Annotated in this window: 4 protein-coding genes; all 4 read left to right on the forward strand. The window is 68.6% G+C overall.

Annotated elements, in window-relative coordinates:
* Positions 1 to 5955, forward strand: a 5955-nt coding sequence (locus tag G3N64_RS29205; protein WP_205787162.1) for a non-ribosomal peptide synthetase, incomplete at its 5' end; no start/stop codon positions are given.
* Positions 5956 to 5965: 10 nt separating this feature from the next.
* Positions 5966 to 7582 (forward strand): MBL fold metallo-hydrolase, encoded by a 1617-nt coding sequence (locus G3N64_RS29210; protein ID WP_205787163.1) that lies wholly within the window; start codon positions 5966 to 5968, stop codon positions 7580 to 7582.
* Positions 7570 to 11490 carry a non-ribosomal peptide synthetase gene (locus G3N64_RS29215; RefSeq protein ID WP_205787164.1) on the forward strand — a complete coding sequence of 1307 codons (3921 nt, stop codon included), beginning with the start codon at positions 7570 to 7572 and terminating at the stop codon, positions 11488 to 11490. The genes G3N64_RS29210 and G3N64_RS29215 overlap by 13 nt, the downstream gene beginning before the upstream one ends.
* A complete protein-coding gene (locus tag G3N64_RS29220) occupies positions 11487 to 20573 on the forward strand; it encodes a non-ribosomal peptide synthetase (protein ID WP_205787165.1) in 9087 nt (3028 codons plus the stop codon). Before G3N64_RS29215 ends, G3N64_RS29220 begins: the two co-directional genes overlap by 4 nt.
* Positions 20574 to 20659: the final 86 nt, after the last annotated feature.

The raw sequence follows: 20659 nt of genomic DNA on the forward strand, positions 1-20659 counted from the left end.
TCGCCCGCCGCGCAGCCCGCGCAAGCGGCTGCGGCTGCGGCCGACAATCGGCCGTCCAAGCCGATGATGCCGTGGGGCAGCCCGGTCGAACAGCGGGCGCGCGGCTTGTCCGCCGTGCAGCAGGAGCATCTCGAAGCGCTGATCGTGCGCTACACGACACGCACCCGGAAATCGAAGGACTCGGTGCAGGCGTCGCGCCCGGTGCTGGCCGACAGCCGCGCCACGGTCGGCTTCCGCTTTTCGACCAAGGAGATGCTGTATCCGATCGTCGGCGATCGCGCGGCCGGCTCGCGGCTGTGGGACATCGACGGCAACGAGTACATCGATTTCACGATGGGCTTCGGCGTGCATCTGTTCGGCCATACGCCGGACTTCATCCAGCACCAGGTCACCCGCGAATGGCAGCGCCCGCTCGAACTGGGCGCGCGCTCCGGCCTCGTCGGCGAAGTGGCCGCGCGCTTTGCCCGCGTGACCGGCCTCGATCGCGTGGCGTTCTCGAACACCGGCACCGAGGCCGTGATGACCGCCATGCGGCTCGCGCGCGCCGTGACCGGGCGCGACAAGATCGTGATGTTCACGCATTCGTATCACGGCCATGCCGACGGCACGCTCGCGGCGGCGAACGCGGAAGGCGTCACGGAAACCATCGCCCCGGGCGTGCCGTTCGGCTCGGTCGAGAACATGATCCTGCTCGACTACGGCAGCGATGCCGCGCTCGAGGCCATTCGCGGGATGGCGCCGACCCTCGCCGCCGTGATGGTGGAGCCGGTGCAGAGCCGCAACCCGTCCCTGCAGCCCGTCGCCTTCCTCAAGGAACTGCGCCGCATCACCGAGGAGGCCGGTGTCGCGCTGATCTTCGACGAAATGATCACCGGCTTCCGCGTCCATCCGGGCGGCTCGCAAGCGATGTTCGGCATCAAGGCCGATCTCGCGACGTACGGCAAAATCATCGGCGGCGGCCTGCCGCTGGGCGTCATCGCCGGCTCCAGCCGCTTCATGGATGCCATCGACGGCGGCATGTGGACCTACGGCGACCACTCGTTCCCCGCCGCGGATCGCACCGCGTTCGGCGGCACCTTCTGCCAGTATCCGCTCGCGATGGCGGCCGCGCTGGCCGTGCTGGAGCAGATCGAACAGGAAGGCCCGGCGCTGCAGGCCGCGCTCAACGAACGGACCGCGCACATCGCCGGCACGTTGAATGCGTTCTTCGCGGAGGCCGAGGCGCCGATCAAGGTCACGTGGTTCGGCTCGATGTTCCGCTTCGAATTCACCGAGAACCTCGACCTGTTCTTCTATCACATGCTCGAAAAGGGCATCTACATCTGGGAATGGCGCACCTGCTTCCTGTCCACCGCGCATACGGATGCGGATATCGACCGGTTCATCCGGGCGGTGAAGGACAGCGTCGCCGACCTGCGCCGGGGCGGTTTCATCCGGCCGCATTCGAAACACGGCACGGTGGCCGCGCTGAGCGAAGCGCAACGCCAGCTGTGGGTGTTGTCGGAAATCGATCCCGAAGGGTCGCTCGCCTACAACGTCAACACCACGCTCGAGCTGAACGGCCGGCTCGACGAGGCCGCGATGCGCGCGGCCGTCCAGAGCCTGGTCGATCGTCACGAGGCGCTGCGCACCACGGTGATGGCGGACGGGTCGGGCCAGATCGTGCAACCGTCGCTGACACTCGAGATTCCGCTGATCGACGCGGACCAGGACGCGTGGCGGGACCACGAAAGCCGCCAGCCGTTCGACCTGGTGAACGGCCCGCTCTTTCGCGCCGCGCTCGTGCGCCTGGACAGCGCGCGTCACCTGCTGGTGATGACGGCCCATCACATCATCTGTGACGGCTCGACGTTCGGCATCCTGCTCGAGGATCTGGCCCAGGCGTATGCCGGTGCGGCGCCGGCCGCGGCGCCGCTGCAGTTTCGCGCGTACCTGAAGCAGCTCGACGGCCAGCGCCACAGCCCGGAAACGAAGGCGAATCGCGAATACTGGCTGGCGCAATGCGCGCACCAGAGCGCACCGCTGAATCTTCCGGTGGACTACCCGCGCCCCGCGGTGAAGACGTTTCACGGCGAGCGCGTGTCGCTGCATCTGGACGCGGCGGCGGCCGCGTCGCTGCGCACCGCGGCCCGTCAGAACGGCTGCACGCTCTACATGGTGCTGCTCGCGGGCTTCAATCTGTTCCTGCACCGCATCGCCGGCCAGCAGGAGATCGTCACCGGCATCCCGGTGACCGGCCGCTCCGTGGCCGGCAGCGAACGCCTCGCCGGCTACTGCACGCATCTGCTGCCGCTGCGCTCCACGCTGCCGGAGCAGGCCACCGTGGCCAGCTTCCTGGCCGGCACCCGGCAGAACCTGCTCGACGCGCTCGAGCACCAGGACTATCCGTTCGCCGAGCTGGTCCGCGAAATCGGTGCGCGGCGCGATCTCAACGCCGCGCCGCTGGTATCGGCGGTCTTCAACCTCGAACCCGTGTCGGCGCTGCCCGAACTGCCCGGCCTGACGGTCGGCCTCGTTGCCCCGCTGATCCGCTACACCGCGTTCGATCTGAACGTCAACGTGCTCGACGCGGGGCAGGCACTCCTGATCGATTGCGACTACAACACCGATCTGTTCGACGCGAGCACGGTGCAGCGTTTCCTCGGGATCTACCGGACCCTGCTGATGCGTCTCGCAGACGATGCGTCGGCCGCCGTTGCCCGGCTGCCGTTGACGAGCGACGCGGAGCGGAACCGGCTGACCGTCGAGTGGAACCGGACCGACACCGATTTCGGCGAGGCCGCCGCGCAACCGCTGCATCGGCTGTTCGAGCAGCAGGTCGAACGCACGCCCGATGCCGTCGCCGCCGTCTTCGACGACGACGCGCTCACCTACGCCGAACTCAACCGGCGCGCCAACCGCCTCGCCCACCACCTCATCGCCCTCGGCGTCGCTCCCGATGCCCTCGTCGGCGTGGCGATGGAGCGCTCGCTCGACATGATCGTCACGCTGCTCGCAGTCCTCAAGGCCGGCGGCGCCTACGTTCCCGTCGACCCCGAGTACCCCGCCGAGCGCGTGCGCTTCATGATCGACAACGCGCAGTTGCGCTGGCTTCTCACCCAGCAGCATCTGCTCGCCGTGCTGCCCGACGCCGACGACCGCGTGATCGTCGTCGATCGCGACGCGCTCGACCTCGACGCCGCTGCGACGTCCAACCCCGCCCCTGCGCTGAACGGCGACAACCTCGCCTACATGATCTACACGTCCGGGTCGACCGGCCGGCCCAAGGGTGCACTCAACACCCATCGCGCGATCACCAACCGCATCCTCTGGATGCAGCACGCCTACGCGCTCGACGCCGACGATGCCGTGCTACAGAAGACCCCGTTCAGCTTCGACGTCTCGGTCTGGGAATTCTTCTGGCCGCTCGTCACCGGCGCGCGCCTGGTGTTCGCCCGCCCCGGCGGCCAGCGCGAAACCGACTACCTGGTCGAACTCGTCGAACGGGAACGGATCACCACGATCCATTTCGTGCCGTCGATGCTGCGCGCGTTCCTCGACCATCCGGACCTCGACGCGCACTGCGCATCGCTGCGCCGCGTCGTGTGCAGCGGCGAGGCCCTGCCTTACGACCTGCAGCAGCGTTGCCTCGAGCGCCTCGACGTCAAGCTGTACAACCTCTACGGCCCGACCGAGGCCGCCGTCGACGTGACCGCGTGGGAATGCCGTCACGACGACCCGCACCGCATCGTCCCGATCGGCCGGCCGATCGCCAACACGCGCCTCTACATCGTGGACGCGCAGATGCAGCCCACGCCCGTCGGCGTGGCAGGCGAGCTGCTGATCGGCGGCACGCCGGTCGGGCGCGGCTACCACGGCGAACCCGAGCTGACCGCGGAGAAGTTCATCGCCGATCCGTTCTCCGCCGACCCGCACGCACGCCTCTACCGTACCGGCGATCTCGCGCGCTACCGGCCCGACGGCAACATCGAGTTCCTCGGCCGCATCGACCACCAGATCAAGCTGCGCGGCCTGCGCATCGAACCCGGTGAAATCGAGGCCGCGCTGACCTCGCACCCGCTGGTCGAAGCCGCCGTCGTGGCGCTGCGCGGCGTGGACGACGGCGCGAGACTCGTCGCATGGCTGCGCGCGTCGCATCCCGAAGCCGAACTGGTCGAAGCGGTGCGCGGCCACCTGCGGCAGCGGCTGCCGGATTACATGGTGCCGTCCGCGTTCGTCGTCGTGACCGCGTTCGCGCATCTGCCGAACGGCAAGCTCGATCGCGCCAGCCTGCCCGAACCCGGCGACGGCCTGGACCACGTTGCGCCCGGCAACGCGCTCGAAGCGCAGTTGACGGCGATCTGGCAGGAAGTGCTGGGCAAGGCACGGATCAGCACGACCGCCCATTTCTTCGAGCTGGGCGGCAATTCGCTCTTGGCGACGAAGGTCGTCGCGCGCATCCGTCGCGACCTGCATGCGAAGCTGGAAATCCGCAGCCTGTTCGCACACCCCACCATTTCGGGCCTCGCGAAGCGCATCGCCGATACGCAGCCGATCGATTACGCGCCGGTGACGCCGCTGCCGGCGCAGACGCACTACGCCCTCTCTCCCGCCCAGACGCGCCTGTGGGTCCAGGATCGCCTCAATGCGGCGCAAGCCGGCGGGCCGCTGCCCACGTCCCTGCTGTTCGAAGGCGTGCTGGACGTGGACGCGCTCGTGCGGGCATTCCGCGCGTTGATCGAACGTCACGAGATCTTGCGCACGCGTTTCGTGCTGGCAGGGAATCAGCCGGTCCAGCACGTGCTGCCGCCCGGAGAAGCCGTGTTCCCGGTCGAGGTCGTGGATCTGCAGGATGCCGAGGACCGGGATGCCCAGGTCATGTCGATCCAGGCGAGCGAACGGCTCGCGCCGATGGATCTCGCGACCGGCCCGCTCTTCCGCGTCAAGCTGCTCAGGCTCTCCGAAGTCCGTCACGTCTGCCTCTGCACGATGCATCACATCGTGAGCGACGGCTGGTCCACGGAGGTGCTGCTCGACGACCTGTCCGCGCTCTACGACGCGTTTGTCCAGCATCGCGACAATCCTTTGCCCGCCCTCCCGATCCAGTACAAGGATTACGCCGGCTGGCTGAACCGCTTGCTCGCCGGGCCGGACGGCGAGCGCATGAAGGACTACTGGCTGACCCGGCTGGGCGGCGGCCTGCGCGCGCTGGCCCTGCCGGGCGACGTCGAGCAGCCGGCCGCGCCGAGCTGGCAATCCTGGCGGTTCGAACTGCCCGCCGCCGAGACGGCGGCGCTGGAATCGCTCGGCAAGCGCCACGGCGCGACCTTGTTCATCGCGCTGCTGTCCGCCATCAAGGCGCTGTTCTACCGCCGTTCCGGCCAGGAGGACATCGTCGTCGGCACGCCGGTCGCGGGCCGCGAGCTGCCCGACCTCGAGTCGCAGGTCGGCCCCTACCTGAACGTGCTGGCGCTGCGCGACCGCGTCGCCGGCGACGACCGGTTCGACACGCTGCTGACCCGGGTGCGGGACACCACCCTCGAAGCGTTCTCGCACCCGCTGTATCCGCTGGATCGCTTGCTCGACGAGCTGCACATCCAGCGCGTGGCGGGACGCAATCCGCTCTTCGACATCGGCCTGACGCTGCAGAACCAGCGACAAGGCCCCGTCGATCGCTACGCGGGACAAGTGCACATCGCCGAGCTGCCGGACCACGACCTGCAGGGCGCGGACACGGAAGCCGCGACGGACTTCTGGTTCCTGGCCGAACCGCGCGCCGAAGGCCTCGCGATCCGCGTCGTCTATCACGCGGGGCGGTTCAGCGAGGCCCTGGTGCAAGGCCTCGCCGACGAACTGACGTCCGTCATCGGGGAAGTGCTTGCCAATCCGGGCGTTCGCATCCGGAACCTGACCCTGGGACAACGCGCGCTGCACGCCGAAGCCCGCCAGCCCACCGTCGAACTCAGCGCATTCTAAGGAGCCTTCGTTGACCATTTCGTCCAACACGCAGGTCTACCTGCGACAAAACATCCAGTTCGAACCGCTGATCAACAGCTGGTACGCGTGGTTCCACACGCTTCCGCCGTTGACCGCCGCCCTCAACGTGGCCGAGCGGTTCCTGCCGCTGCTGAAGTCCTATGCCGCATCGCCGATGATGCATGCGGCGGCCTGCAAGGATCCCGCGATGCGCGGCGGGCCGTTCCTCGACCTGGGCGGCAAGCGCGTCGACGAAATCCGCGCGCTGATCGAGCAGACCACCCGGCGCGCGACCCTGCAACTGGAACTGGCGAAGGCTTACAAGGCGTTCTCCACGCTGCTGCTGGAACGGGCCAGGGGGATGGCGTCGGACCCGCTCTACCCCGAGATTCCGGACGTGTTGAAGGGCTATGTCGAGATCTACTACGACCTGAGCCACAACCCGTCCTTCCGGGTGTTCGAAAGCCTGCTGTACGCGAGCCCGCTCTATGCGCGCGATGCGCAGAGCATCGCGCTGTCGGCGATCGAAGAGAACACGCCCCGGCCATTCATCCTCAGCACGCCCCGGCTCAGCGACGAGCGCACGTGGTTCAGCAACATGGCCTTCGACGACCGCGCGCTCGACACGCTGTTCCGCATGCGCGACACGCCCGGCAGCTACGCGAAGATCGTCGACCTGATGCGCGTGGAGGAGAAGGACGAGCCGCTGTTCCGCTCGTTCTTCGTCGAGGAGGCGCCGCCGCCGAAACCGGATCGTTCGTTCGACGGCGACGACATCCGCATCCGCTATTACGGCCATGCGTGCCTGCTGGTCCAGAGCCGGGGCGTGAGCATCCTGATCGATCCGGTGATCAGCTACGGCTACGACACCGCGCTGCCGCGCTATACGTTCGCGGACCTGCCGGACCAGATCGACTACGTGCTGATCACGCACAGCCATCACGATCACATCGTCCTCGAAACGCTGCTGCAGCTTCGCCACAAGGTCAAGACCGTGGTGGTCGGCAGGAATCTGGACGGTTTTCCGCAAGATCCGTCGATGGAACTGGCGTTGCGCAAGCTCGGCTTCGACGATGTGCTGGAAGTGCGGGACGCCCAGGAAATCAGGTTGCCGAACGGCGCCATCACCGCCATTCCGTTCCTGGGCGAACACAACGACCTGGCGATCCAGAGCAAGCAGAGCTTCATGATCCGCTTCGGCTCGCGTTCGGTGCTGTGCATCGCCGATTCGTGCAACCTGGACCCGCGCCTCTACGAGCATGTCTTCCGCCTCGCCGGCAAGCCGGACACGCTGTTCGTCGGGATGGAAACCGAGGGCGCGCCGCCGTCGTGGGTCTACGGCCCGCTGTTTCCCGACGCGCTGCCGCGCGACATCGACCAGTCGCGGCGGGCGCGGGGCTGCCAGTTCGGCGAGGCCGCCGCACTGGTGGACGACTTCGCGTTCAACGCGGCGTATGTCTATGCGATGGGTCAGGAGCCGTGGCTGAACCACCTCCTCGACAACACCTTCGACGAAAACTCGCCGAGCCACATCCAGTCCACCCAGTTCGTCGCGCACTGCCAGGCCAAGGGCATCGCTTCCGAAATCCTGTACGCGACGAGGGAGATCGTGCTTTGTCAGAACTGAATCTCAACACGCTCTCGACCAGCGGGCGATACCAGGAGCACGTGGCGTTCTGGAGCGACGCGCTCGGCCGCATCGACGAAGACTTCCGTCTTCAGCAGGCGTGGCAAGCCTATGCGCTGCCGCTCGGCCCCGCGCCGGCACTGACGTTCGCACTCGACGGCGACGCGGCGCCGGTGCTGGAGAAGCTCGCCGCCGGCAACGAACTGGGCGCGTTCGTCGTGCTGCTGGCGGCGCTGTTCCGCGTGCTGGGGCGCTACAACGGCGCGGCCGGCCTGTTCGTGGCGTCGCCGCGGCTGCTCGTCGAACCCGCGAGCGGCCCCGCCGACCCCGTCCCGCTGCTCGACGCCAGCGAGCCCGGCCCCACGGTTCGCGCCTATCTGAACCAGGTGCGCGACAGGGTGCAGCGGAGCTATTCGTATCAGGATTTTCCGATTGCCGCCCTCGCGCACAAGCTGCATGGCGAACGGCACACGACCAACGTCGGCGTGCGCTTCGACGGTCTGCACGAAGCCTGGGCAGCGGACGGCTACGACCTGTCGATCGAGATCCGGCATCGCGAGCGCTACGAAATCGTGCTGACGGGCCGGCCGACGGTGTTCACGCTGCATTATCTCCAGCATGTCGCACGGCACCTGCGCAACGTCGTGGCCGGCTTCGGCACGCTGGACGCTCCGCTCGACACCGTCTCGCTGCTCGATGACGAAGCGCGCGCGCGCCTGCGCTCGCATGCGACGCCCGTCGCGGCAGAGGGCACCTTCCTGGAACGGTTCGCGCAACGGGTCGCGGCCGCGCCGGACAGCATCGCCGTGGTGACCGCCGACGCATCGCTGACCTATGCCGAACTGGACGACCAGGCGTCCCGGCTGGCGAGCTTCCTGCGTGCGGAATACGCGATCGAACGCGGCGACGTGGTGGGCGTGGTGGCCGACCGTTCCGAGCGCTGGATCGTCGGCATGCTCGGCGCCCTCAAGGCGGGCGCGGTGTATCTGCCGCTCGACCCGGAGTTTCCGCGGGAGCGGCTGCGCTTCATGATCGAGGACGCGAAAGTCAAGGCGCTCCTGACGCACTCGGAACACCTGCCGTTGCTCGCCGATTTCTGGGCGATCCCGATGTTCGCGCTCGACTTTCAGCTCGACACGCTGGAACCCGCAACGGCGTCGGCGCAGGTCGAGGCCCGGCCGGACGACGCGGCGTACATCATCTACACGTCCGGCTCCACCGGCGTACCCAAGGGCGTCGTGCTCGAACACGCAGGGCTCCTGAACATGGCGCAGTACCATGTGGACGCCTTCGGTTTCGACGCCGCCGATCGCTTCGTCCAGTTCTACTCCCCGGGCTTCGACGGCTCGATCATGGAGATTTTCGTCACGCTGCTCGCGGGTGCGCGCCTGGTGCTGGCGAAGCCCGCCGTGATCCGGGACGTGCCGCGTTTCGTCGACTATATCGCGCAGCAGGGCGTCACCACCGTCAACGCGACGCCCGCCTATCTCGCCGCGCTCGACTGGAACGCGCTCGGCGCCGTGAAGCGCGTCATCAGCGCGGGCGACAACGCCCGCGTGGCGGATCTGCACGAGCTGGCCCGGACCCGTACGTGCCACAACTCGTACGGCCCGACCGAGGCGACCGTGTGCATCGCGGACTACGTGGTCGACCCGGCTATCGCGTATGGCGCCCGTCTGCCGGTAGGCCGCCCGATCCGCAATACGCACCTGTACCTGCTCGACGAACACGGAGCGCTGGCCCCCGAGGGCTGCACGGGCGAGATCTGCGTGTCCGGCATCGCACTGGCGCGCGGCTATGTCGGCCGGGACGACCTGACCGCCGACGCGTTCGTCGACCATCCGTTCGAGGCAGGCGAGCGCCTCTATCGCACCGGCGACCTCGGCGTCTGGCTGCCGGACGGCAACCTGGAAGTCACCGGGCGCCGCGACTCGCAAGTGAAGATTCGCGGCTACCGGATCGAAACGGGCGAAATCGAAGCGGCGCTCAGGCAGCACGCCGACGTTGCCGACGCGATCGTGTTCGTGCGGGAGGACGCGCCGCAGCACAAGCAGCTGGTGGCCTGCGTCGCGACGGCGACGGCCAGTGTCGCGAGCCTGCGGGAACACCTGAAGGAACGGCTGCCCGAGTTCATGGTGCCGGCGTCGATCGTGACGCTCGAACGCCTGCCGCTGACGCCGAACGGCAAGCCCGACCGCAAGGCGCTCGCCGCGCTCGAACTGGCGCCGGTGCCGAGCGAAACCGCGTACGTCGCGCCGACCAATGACGTCGAAGCGCGCCTGGGCAAGATCTGGTCCGAGGTGCTGGGCCGCGAGCCGATCGGCGTGCACGACAACTTCTTCGAACTGGGCGGCGACTCGATCCTGATCATCCAGGTGATGTCGCTGGCGCAGCAAGTCGGCCTCAAGTTCACCGCCGACCAGTTTTTCGCGCATCCGACCATCGCCGCGCTCGCCCAGGTAGCAGTGGAGGCGCCGTCGATCCGGATTGCGCAGGAGCCGGTGGTCGGCCCCGCCCCGCTGACGCCGATCCAGCACTGGTTCTTCGCGCAGGATGTGGCGGATCCGCACCACTACAACCAGTCGACGATGATCGAGGTGCCCGCGTCGCTGCGGCCGGACGTGATCGAGCGCGCACTGGCGGCCGTCGCGACGCATCACGACGCGCTGCGGCTGAGTTTCGAGCGCGTCGCCGGCGCGTGGCAGCAATCGCATGCGGCGCCGCCGCTGGCGATTCCGCTCGGCGTCACGTCGCTGGCGGGCGCGGCGCCCGCCGCTCGGCAGGCCGAAATGCTCGCGACCGCCACCCGCCTGCAGGAAGGCTTCACGTTATCCGCAGCGCCGCTGTTGCGCGCCCATCTGTTCCAGTTCGGTCCCGACGCGCCGCAGCGCCTGCTCGTGGTAGCGCACCACCTGGTGATCGACGGCGTCTCGTGGCGCATCCTGTTCGAAGACCTGTACGCCGCGTGCCGCCAGCTCGAAGCGGGCCAGGCGGTGCAGCTCCCGGCCAGGACGACGGCCTGGCGCGACTGGTCGACGCGTCTGTCCGAACTCGGCGCGACCGCGCTCGACGGACTGGAGCTGGACTACTGGCTCGAGGGGAACGCCGGCGAGCCGACGGGCTTCGACGACATGCCGGTCGGCACCGTCGCCGAAGGCGGCTCGACGGTCATCGAGTTCGACGCGCAGCAGACGCTCGCGCTGTTGCAGGACGTGCCGCGCGCGTTCAACACCCAGATCAATGAAGTCCTGCTGACGGCCCTGCTGCTCGCGTTCGGCGACTGGACCGGCAACGCGTCGCTGGTCGTCGATCTCGAAGGCCACGGCCGCGAGGACATCTTCGACGGTGTCGATACGTCGCGCACGATCGGCTGGTTCACCACCCACTATCCGGTGTTCCTGAACGCCGGCGACGCCACCGTGGCGGTCGAGGCGCTGCGCCACGTCAAGGAGCAACTGCGCGCGGTGCCGATGCGCGGGCTCGGCTACGGCATCGCCCGCTACCTCGGCCGCGACGCCGGCATCGCGGCGGCGCTGGAACGGCAGGCGCCGGCGCCGGTGCGCTTCAACTATCTCGGCCAGGTCGATCGCGTGCTGGCCGACGACACGGGCTGGAAGCCGGTGCTCGACTTCCAGAGCCCCGAGCACAGCCCGCGCGCGCGCCGCGGCCATCTGTTCGAGATCGACGGGATGGTGTTCGACGGCCGTCTGCGCCTGACCTGGCACTTCAACCGCGAGGCCTGCGCACCCGGCGTCATCGAGCAGTTGACGCAGTGCTACCGCAGCCGCCTGCTGTCGATCGTCGCGGCCAGCGGCGACGGCCCGCGCGGGCTGAGCCCGTCGGACTTTCCGGCCGCGCGCATCAGCCAGGAAACGTTGGACGCCCTTGTCTCAAGGATCAAATCGTGACATCCCCCACCATTGCCGATATCTACGAGCTCTCCCCGATGCAGGAGGGGATGCTCTTTCATGCCGTGCACGACCCCGGCACGAGAAGCAGCTTCAACCAGCTCAGTTGCCGGATCACCGGCAGCCTCGATCCCGTGCTGTTTCATGCCGCATGGCAGCAGCTCATCGATCGGCATCCGGTGATGCGCACGTCGTTCCATTGGGAGGAATTCGACAAGCCCATGCAGGTCGTGCATGCGCACACCACGCTGCCGTGGGTGGAAGACGACTGGCTCGACCTGCCGGAGCACGAACAGCGCACGCGGTGGCGCGCGCATCTCGAAAACGACCTGGCCGAGGGCTTCGCGCTCGATCGCGCGCCGCTCGTGCGCTGCCGCCTGGTGCGCGTCGCCGCCGACGCTCACCTGTTCAGCTGGAGCCACCATCACATCCTGGCCGACGGCTGGTGCCTGTCGCTCGTCATCGAGGAGATCTTCCAGGCCTATGGCGCGCTCGTGCGCGGCGTGCCGCCGGCGCTTCCTCCGGTGCGCCCCTATCGCGACTACATCCAGTGGCTGCAGCAGCGCGAACCGCACGCCGCGCAGCAATACTGGACGCGCTATCTCGAAGGTTTCCATTCGCCGACCCCGCTGCCCACGGCTGCGCGCGCCGAAGCGAGCGAGCGCTTCGGCCAGGGCCTCGCGCAAGTGCAGGCCGACCTGTCGGCCGACCTGAGCGCGCGCCTGCGGCAATTCGCGGCCCGCCATCACGTCACCCTCAATACCCTCGCACAAGCGGCCTGGGCGCTCGTGCTGTCGCGTTACAGCGGGGAGACCGACGTGGTGTTCGGCGCCGTCGTGTCCGGGCGGGGCGCCAACCTGCCGGGGATCGAAACCATGCTCGGCCTGTTCATCAATACGGTGCCGGTGCGGGTGCGGGTCGACCCAAGGCAGCCGCTGGTGCCGTGGCTGAAGATGATCCAGGCGCGCGTGGCCGCCCGCGCGCCGTTCGAGCACACCCCGTTGCCCGACATTCAGCGCTGCAGCGAAGTGCCGCCGACGACGCCGCTGTTCGAGAGCAACATCACGTTCATGAATTACCCGCTCGACGCGTCGCTGACGCATGGCGCGCACGGGCTGGCGGTCGACGAGGTGGCGCTCTACAACCGCGCCGACATTCCGCTCGAATTCGTCGTGACGGCGCGCGACGACTGGAAGATGGAACTGTCGTTCGACCCGCGGCGCTTCGACGAAGACACCATGCAGCGGATGCTGGGCCACGTGGCCGCGACGCTCGACGCGTTCGCGGCCGATCCGAACCGGCTGCTCGGCCGCGTGCCGATACTGCCCGAGGCCGAACGCCGGCAGTTGCTCGAGACCTTCAACGACACCGCCGTGCCGTTCGACGCCGCGCGCACCGTGGTGCATCGCCTGGAGCAAGCCGCCGCGGACCACCCCGAGCGGCCGGCGGTCGAGTACCGGGATAGCGTGCTGAGCGCGGGCGAACTGAACGCGCGCGCCAACCGCACCGCGCACCGCCTGCTGGCCGCCGCCGAGCTGGGGCCGGACACGCTGGTCGCGATCTGCATGCACCGGTCGGCGCGCCTGATGGAGGCGATCCTCGCCGTCTGGAAGTGCGGCGCCGCTTATATTCCGATCGACCCCGACTTTCCGGTGGCCCGCATCCGCACCATTCTCGAGGATTCCGGCGCCGCGCTCGTCATTACCTGCGACGGCCTCCTGCCGCCCGAGCTGGCCGCGCTCGCGCCGGTCGTGTCGCTCGACGCCGCCACCGACATCGTCGACGACACCAATCCCGGCCGCCCCGTGTCGCCCGACAGCCTCGCCTACGTGATCTACACGTCCGGTTCCACCGGCAAGCCCAAAGGGGCGATGGTCGAGCACGCCGGCATGCTGAATCACATGCTCGCCGAGATCGACGAGTTTTCGATCTCGGCGTCGTCGGTGATCGCGCAAACCGCGCCGCATTGCTTCGATATTTCGGTCTGGCAATTTTTCACGGCGCCGCTCGTCGGCGGCAAGACCGTGATCGTCGACGACGAATGCATTCGCGATCCTGCGCGTTTCGTCGCGTACCTGGAAGCCACCCGGATCAGCATCCTCGAACTGGTGCCGTCCTATCTGTCCGCCGTGCTCGACCACGCGTCGGAACGGCCGGCGCGGATGCGGCACCTGCGGCACCTGCTCGTGACCGGCGAGATGGTCAGCCCGGCCCTGGTGAAACAGTGGTTCGACGTGTTCCCGGACATCGCGCTGGTGAACGCCTACGGCCCGGCGGAAGCGTCCGACGACGTCGCGCAGCACCACATGACGTGCGCGCCGGCCACGCCTTACGTACCGGTCGGCAAGCCGATCCGCAACGTGCGCCTCTACGTCGTCGACCCGCAGATGAACCTGTGCCCGATCGGGATTCCCGGCGAACTCTGCGTGTCCGGCGTCGCCGTCGGCCGCGGCTATCTGAACAACGAAGCCGCCACGCGGGAGGCTTTCGTCGAGGATCCGTTCCATCCGGACCGCGGTGTCCGCCTGTACCGCACCAGCGACATCGGCTGCTATCTGCCCGATGGAACGATCGTGCTCCATGGCCGCAAGGATCATCAACTGAAGATCCGCGGCTACCGCATCGAGCTCGGGGAGATCGACAACGCGCTGGCCGCCATTCCGGAAATCCGCCAGGCGGCCGCGCTCGACTATCGCGACGAAGCCGGGCGTGCCGCGCTGTGCGCGTATGTCGCGTTCCGCGACGGCGCGTCGCTGAGCGACGCCCGGATTGCCGCCGCGTTGTCCGCCACGCTGCCGGACTACATGGTGCCCGGCATCTACGTCGTACTCGACGCGCTGCCCCTGAGCGGCAACGGCAAGATCGACCGCAAGGCGCTGCCCCCGCTGGACCGCGCGCGGCTGTCTGCCGCGGCACACGCGCCGACACTGCCGCGCACGCCCACCGAGACGCTGCTGTGCCGCATCTGGGGAGAAGCGCTGGGCATTCCGGCGCCCGGCATCCACGACAACATCTTCGCGCTCGGCGGCGATTCGATTCTCAGCATGCGCATCGTGTCGCTGGCCGCCAAGGCGGGCCTGAAGATCACCACCCGGCTGATCTTCCAGCATCCGACGGTCGCCGAGCTCGCCGCCGTGGCCAGCCGCGGCACGGTCGGCGCGGCGGAGTTCGTCGCGTCGTCCGGCCCGCTGCCGCTGACGCCTATTCAGAAGCGCTTCTTCGCGCAACGCAAGGACGACCCGGATCAGTACAACCAGGCGGTCCTGCTCGACGTGCCGGCGGATGTCGATCCGGTGTTGCTGCGCCAGGCGCTCCGGCACGCGGTCAAATGGCACGACGCGCTGCGGCTGCGCTTTCGCCCGGACGCGTCCGGGTGGGCCCAGGCAGTCGTCGACGATCCGGAGGTTCCCGTCGGCGTGTTCGACATTGCACGCGATCAGCTCGCGCAGCACGTCGCGCAGTCGCATGCGAGCCTGAATCTCGCGGGCGGCCCCGTCGTGCGCGCGGACCTGTTCCGCCTCGACGAAGGCCGTTCGCTCCGTCTGCTGCTGGTCGCCCATCATCTGGTCGTCGACGGCGTGTCGTGGGGCGCGCTGCTCGAAACCGTGTACGACGCCTATACCCGCCTGCGCAACGGCAAGGCGCCCGAATTCGCGGGCGGCAGTGCGACCTGGACCGCATGGACCCGGGCGATCTCGAACTGGGCCGGCTCCGGCGCCGCCGACGCCGACATCGCCCATTGGCAGGCCCTGGCGCGTTCCGCGCTGCCCGGCCTGCCGCTCGATCGCGATGCGCCTGCCGACGCCAATACCGTGTCGTCCGCCGAAACGATCGTGGTCGAACTGGGTGAAGCGGCCACGACGGCCTTGCTGGGCGCCGCGCCCCGCGCCTACGACGCGCAGATCAACGACGTGCTGCTTGCCGCGCTCGCGCGTGCCGTCAGCGACTGGAGCGGATGCGCCGACGTCCTGCTGGATCTCGAAGCACACGGGCGCGAGGAACTGATCGAGGACCTCGACATCTCGCGCACGGTGGGCTGGTTTACATCCGTCTTCCCGGTCGTGCTGACGGTCGAGGCCGGTTCGCACGATCCGGCCGGCCTGGTTGCGTCGGTCAAGACGCGACTGCGCGCGGTGCCGAACGCGGGCATCACCTGCGGCCTGCTGCAAGACCGGCTCGACGGCCCGCTTCCGCAGCCGCAACTGCAGTTCAACTACCTGGGTCAGACCGACCAGCTGTTCACCGCCGCACGCGACTGGAAACAGGCCGCGGAGCCGGGCGGGGACGGTCGCCATGCGAACCAGCGGCGCGAGCACCTGCTCGACATCAACGCCTATGTGACCGGCAACCGCCTGCACGTTGCGTGGGAGTTCAGCCGGGCCTGCCACGACGCGGACACCATCCTGCGCGTCGCGCAAGCCTACATCGCGGCGCTCGAAACCCTGGTTGCCGACCACGCCGCCCAGTCCGCATCGACCCGGCCCGCGACCGGCGAGCCGCAGGCGCCGGCCTCGGTGATGCCGGACGAGATCGCCGACGTCTACCCGCTGACGCCGACCCAGCAGGGCATGCTGTTCCACAGCCTGTACGAACCCGCATCGGATGCCTACTTCAGCAGCCTGAATTTCCGTATCGACGGGGCGCTCGACATCGAACGGTTCCGCCGCGCGTGGGATACCGTGGCGCACCGGCACGACATCCTGCGAACGTCGTTTCACTGGGAAGACCTCGAAAGCCCCGTGCAGGTCGTGCATCGCCGTATCGACTTGCCGTGGCACGACGAGGATCTGCGCGCGGCGTCCGCCGTGGAGGCCGGCCAGCGTTGGGAAGCCTACGTGGCGCAGGACCGGGCGCGCGGCTTCGACTTTGCCCGGGCGCCGCTGATGCGGCTCGCGCTGTTCCGCGTGGGCGATCACGCATGGCGTTTCCACTGGAGCCATCACCACATCCTGCTCGACGGGTGGAGTTCCGCCCGGCTCCTGAGCGAAGTGGCCGCCGCCTATCAGGCGCTGCCGGCCGAAGGCGCTCCGGAGCGGGATGCGCCACCCGCATTCGCCGATTACGTGCGCTGGCTGGCGCGCCAGGACGCCACCGCGGCGGAACGCTTCTGGAAGACGAAGCTGGCCGATTTTCCGGCGACGACGCCGCTCGTGCTGGGGCGCCCCGAACTCGACGGCACCGCCGCGCCGGGCGCCTATGTGGAAGCGCCGCTGCTGCTCTCAGAAAGCGACACGCAACGGCTCGTCGCCTTCGCGCAAGCCAGCCGCCTCACCCTCAACACGCTCGCGCAGGGCGCGTGGGCGCAGTTGCTGAGCCGCTACAGCGGCGAAGCGGACGTCGTGTTCGGCACGATCGTGTCCGGCCGGCCGGCATCGCTGCCGGCGTCGGACGAGATGGTCGGGCTGTTCATCAACACGCTGCCGGTGCGGGTCCGCATCGACGCGCGCCCGACGTCCGCGTGGCTGGCGCAGTTGCAGATGGATCTCGCGCAGCAGGAGGAATATGCGCACTATCCGCTGGCCGACATCCAGAAATTCGCCGGCCTGCCGCCCGGCGTGCCGCTCTTCGAAAGCCTGCTCATCTTCCAGAACTACCCGGTCGAGGAAGCGCTGGCCGATGCGCTGCACGGCCTGCGGATCGGCGCATTCGAGGTGTCCGATCCGAACAATTACCCGCTGACGCTGGTCGTGACGCCGGGCAAGCGCCTGTCGCTGCAAGTGCTGTACGACGACGGCCGGTTCGATCGCGAAACGATCGACCGCCTGCTGCGCCACGTCGAGACCCTGCTCGTCGGCCTGGCCGGCGCGGAAGATCGCCCGAACCGCAGCGTTGCGCTTCTCGCCGCCGCCGAGCGGGACGCCATCCTGCTGGGCTGGAACGATACCTTCGCGCCGATTCCGTCCGACCGGACGCTGCCCGAACTGATCGAGGCCGTCGCCGCCGCGCATCCGGAACGCATCGCGGTCCGCTGCGGCACGGAAGTCCGCACCTATCGGGACCTCGTCGAAGGCGCCAACCGGATCGCGGCGCATCTTCTGCAATCGGCGCCGATCCAGCCGGACGACCGGATCGCCGTCTGGATGCCGCGCTCGCCGCTGATGCTGGAAACGATCCTGGCCATCTGGACGTGCGGCGCGGCGTATGTTCCGGTCGATCCCGCCTATCCGGCCCAGCGGGTCGAGACCCTCCTGACGCTGGCGCGGCCGGCCGTCATCGTCACGACGGACTGCGTGCCGCCGCCGGCGCTGGCGTCGATCCCGCTCGTCGATCCGGCCCGCCTGCCCGACCCTCGCGATGCCGACGCGCCCGCGCCGCGTTGCCGGCCCGCGGACCTCGCCTACGTGATCTTCACGTCCGGTTCGACCGGCCAGCCGAAGGGCGCGATGGTCGAACATCGCGGCATGCTCAATCACGTGCTCGCGATGGCGCGCCGGGTCGGGCTCGGCGCGCAGAGCGCGGTCGCCCAGACCGCTTCGCACTGCTCCGATATTTCGGTCTGGCAGTGCTTCGCGGCGCTGGCGTCGGGCGGCACGACGGTGATCTATCCCGATGCCGTGATCCTCGAGCCCGCGTGCCTGATCGACAGCCTGCACCGCGACCGCATCACGGCGATGCAATTCGTGCCGTCCTATCTGGCGACCTTTCTCGGCGAACTGGAACGGCACGCGGCGCCGGCCTTCCCGCACCTCGACACGCTGCTGACGATCGGCGAAACGCTGCAGCCCGCATCCGCGCAAGCCTGGTTCCGCCTGAATCCGGCGGTCCGGCTCATCAACGCCTACGGGCCGACCGAAGCGTCGGACTCCGTCGCGCATTACAGCATGACGAGCGCGCCGGACCTGCCGGCGATTCCGATCGGCCGGCCGATCGAGAACCTGCGCCTCTACGTCGTGGACGCCGACATGAATCCGTGCCCGGCCGGCGTCAAGGGCGAGATCTGCATCGGAGGCGTCGGCGTCGGGCGCGGCTACCTGTTCGACGAAGCCCGCACGCGGGCGGTGTTCCGCGACGATCCGTTCAGTCCGGAACCGGGCGCGCGCCTGTATCGCACCGGCGATATCGGCTGCTTCGACGCGGACGGCAATCTCCACTTCTTCGGCCGCCGCGACTTCCAGGTCAAGATCCGTGGCTATCGCATCGAGCTCGGGGAAATCGAAGCCGCGCTGACCGGGCTCGACGGCATCTCCCACGCCGTCGTGGTCGCCCGCGAGACGCCGGACTCGGACAAGACCCTGTGCGCCTACGCATCGGGAACCGGCTGGACGCCCCAACGCCTGCGCGACGCACTGCGCGAAAAGCTGCCGGCGCATATGGTGCCCGACACCGTGATGCTGCTGCCGGCGCTGCCCGTCATGCCGAACGGCAAGATCAACCGCGCCGCGCTGCCGCTGCCGGATGCCGCATCCGTGCCCGACGGCGTGCGGGCCGAACCGCAGACGCCTGTCGAAGCGGCGCTGCTGCGCCTCTTCGCCGAGGTGCTCGGCCGCCGGCCGAACGGCATCGACGACGACTTCTTCGAGCACGGCGGCCAAAGCCTCAAGGCGATCCAGATGGTCAGCCGGATCCGGCGCGAACTGAAACTGGACGTCGCGATCGCCGACATCTTCCATGCGCCGACGCCGCGCGCGCTCGCGCAGAAGCTGGCGGCCATGCCCGCCGACGGCTCGAGCGGCGACGCCATCATCCCGGCGCTTGCCGTGCAGCCGTCCTACGCGGTGTCTCGCGCACAGAAGCGGATCTGGCTCGCCAGCCGCGGCACGGATCCGTCCACGTACAACATGGCGGGCGCGCTGCAACTGGACGGCGCCTTCGACATGGCGCGCCTCGTCCGTGCGTTCGACACGCTGGTCGATCGCCACGAGAGCCTGCGCACCGTGTTTGCGATGATCGAAGGCGACCTGCGGCAACGCATCCTCACCCGCGAAGCCTCCGGTTTCCAGGTCGAGCAGATGGAGCTCGCGAGCGACGCCGGGCCGCAAGCCATCGATGCGCTGATTCGCGCGGAAAGCGAGCAGCCGTTCGATCTCGCGTCGGGACCGCTCTTTCGCGTCAAGCTGGTCCGGCTTTCGCCGGCGAAGCATCTGCTGCTGCTGAACATGCACCACGTGATCTCGGATGCATGGTCGATCCGCGTGCTGACCGACGACCTGCATGCGCTGTATGCGGGACGCGACCTGCCGCCGCTGTCGATCCAGTACCGCGACTACGCCGCGTGGCACAACGCGAGCCTCGAGGGCTCGCGCGCCGCCGCGCATCGCGCGTACTGGCTCGAGCAACTGGCGCCGCCGCTGCCCCGCCTGCAGCTGGCATCGGACTTCCCGCGTCCCGAGCGGCCCGGTCATGCCGGGCAGACGCTCGAAGTCGAACTGTCGGAGCCGCAGACGGCGGGACTCGCGGCGCTGGCCCGCGCGCACCATACGTCGCTCCATGCGGTGCTCCTGGCGTCGTTCTGCGTGCTGATGCACCGCTACACGGGGCGTGAAGACATCGTCATCGGCAGCGTATCGGCCGGGCGCGACAGCGAACAGCTCGAATCGCAGATCGGGGTGTACCTCAATACCGTCGTGCTGCGCGTCCCGGTGCCGAAATCCGCGACCGTCGCAGCGGTGATCGACGGTGTGGCGAAGGCCTCCACGGAAGCGCTGGAGCACGCGTCCTATCCGTTCGATGTGCTGCTGGACGACCTGAAGATCCGCACCCCGGCGGGCCATTTCCCGATCTTCGACATCCAGGTGAACCACATTTCGATGCCGGCGCCGCAGCCCGGCCTTCGCATCACGGACATCTCGCAGACGGACACGACGGCCAAGTTCGACCTGTCCTTCCAGATCGTGGAAAGCGAAGGCAGGCACCTCATCCAGTTCATCTACAACACCCACCTGTTCCGCCCGTCGACCATCGCCGCGATGCGCGACCGACTGCTCGCGATCCACGACGTCTTCCGCCGCGATCCGGCCACGCCGGTCGATCGCATCCCGCTCTCCGGCGATGCGCCCGCCGCCAGCCCGCGGGTCCGGGTCGGCCTGCGCCTGAAGCGCGCGCCCGAAGTCACGGCCGACGACGTGCTCGAGGAGAAGACGTGATGCGGGCCAGCCGAGGGTCGAGCGGCGGGCGCCCTGCGCGCTGCGTCGGGTTGTTTCAGGTGAACAAAACGTCTCAAGGAGTTTCC

This window comes from Burkholderia sp. Ac-20344 (genome assembly GCF_017104975.1).
Taxonomy (GTDB): Bacteria; Pseudomonadota; Gammaproteobacteria; order Burkholderiales; family Burkholderiaceae; genus Burkholderia.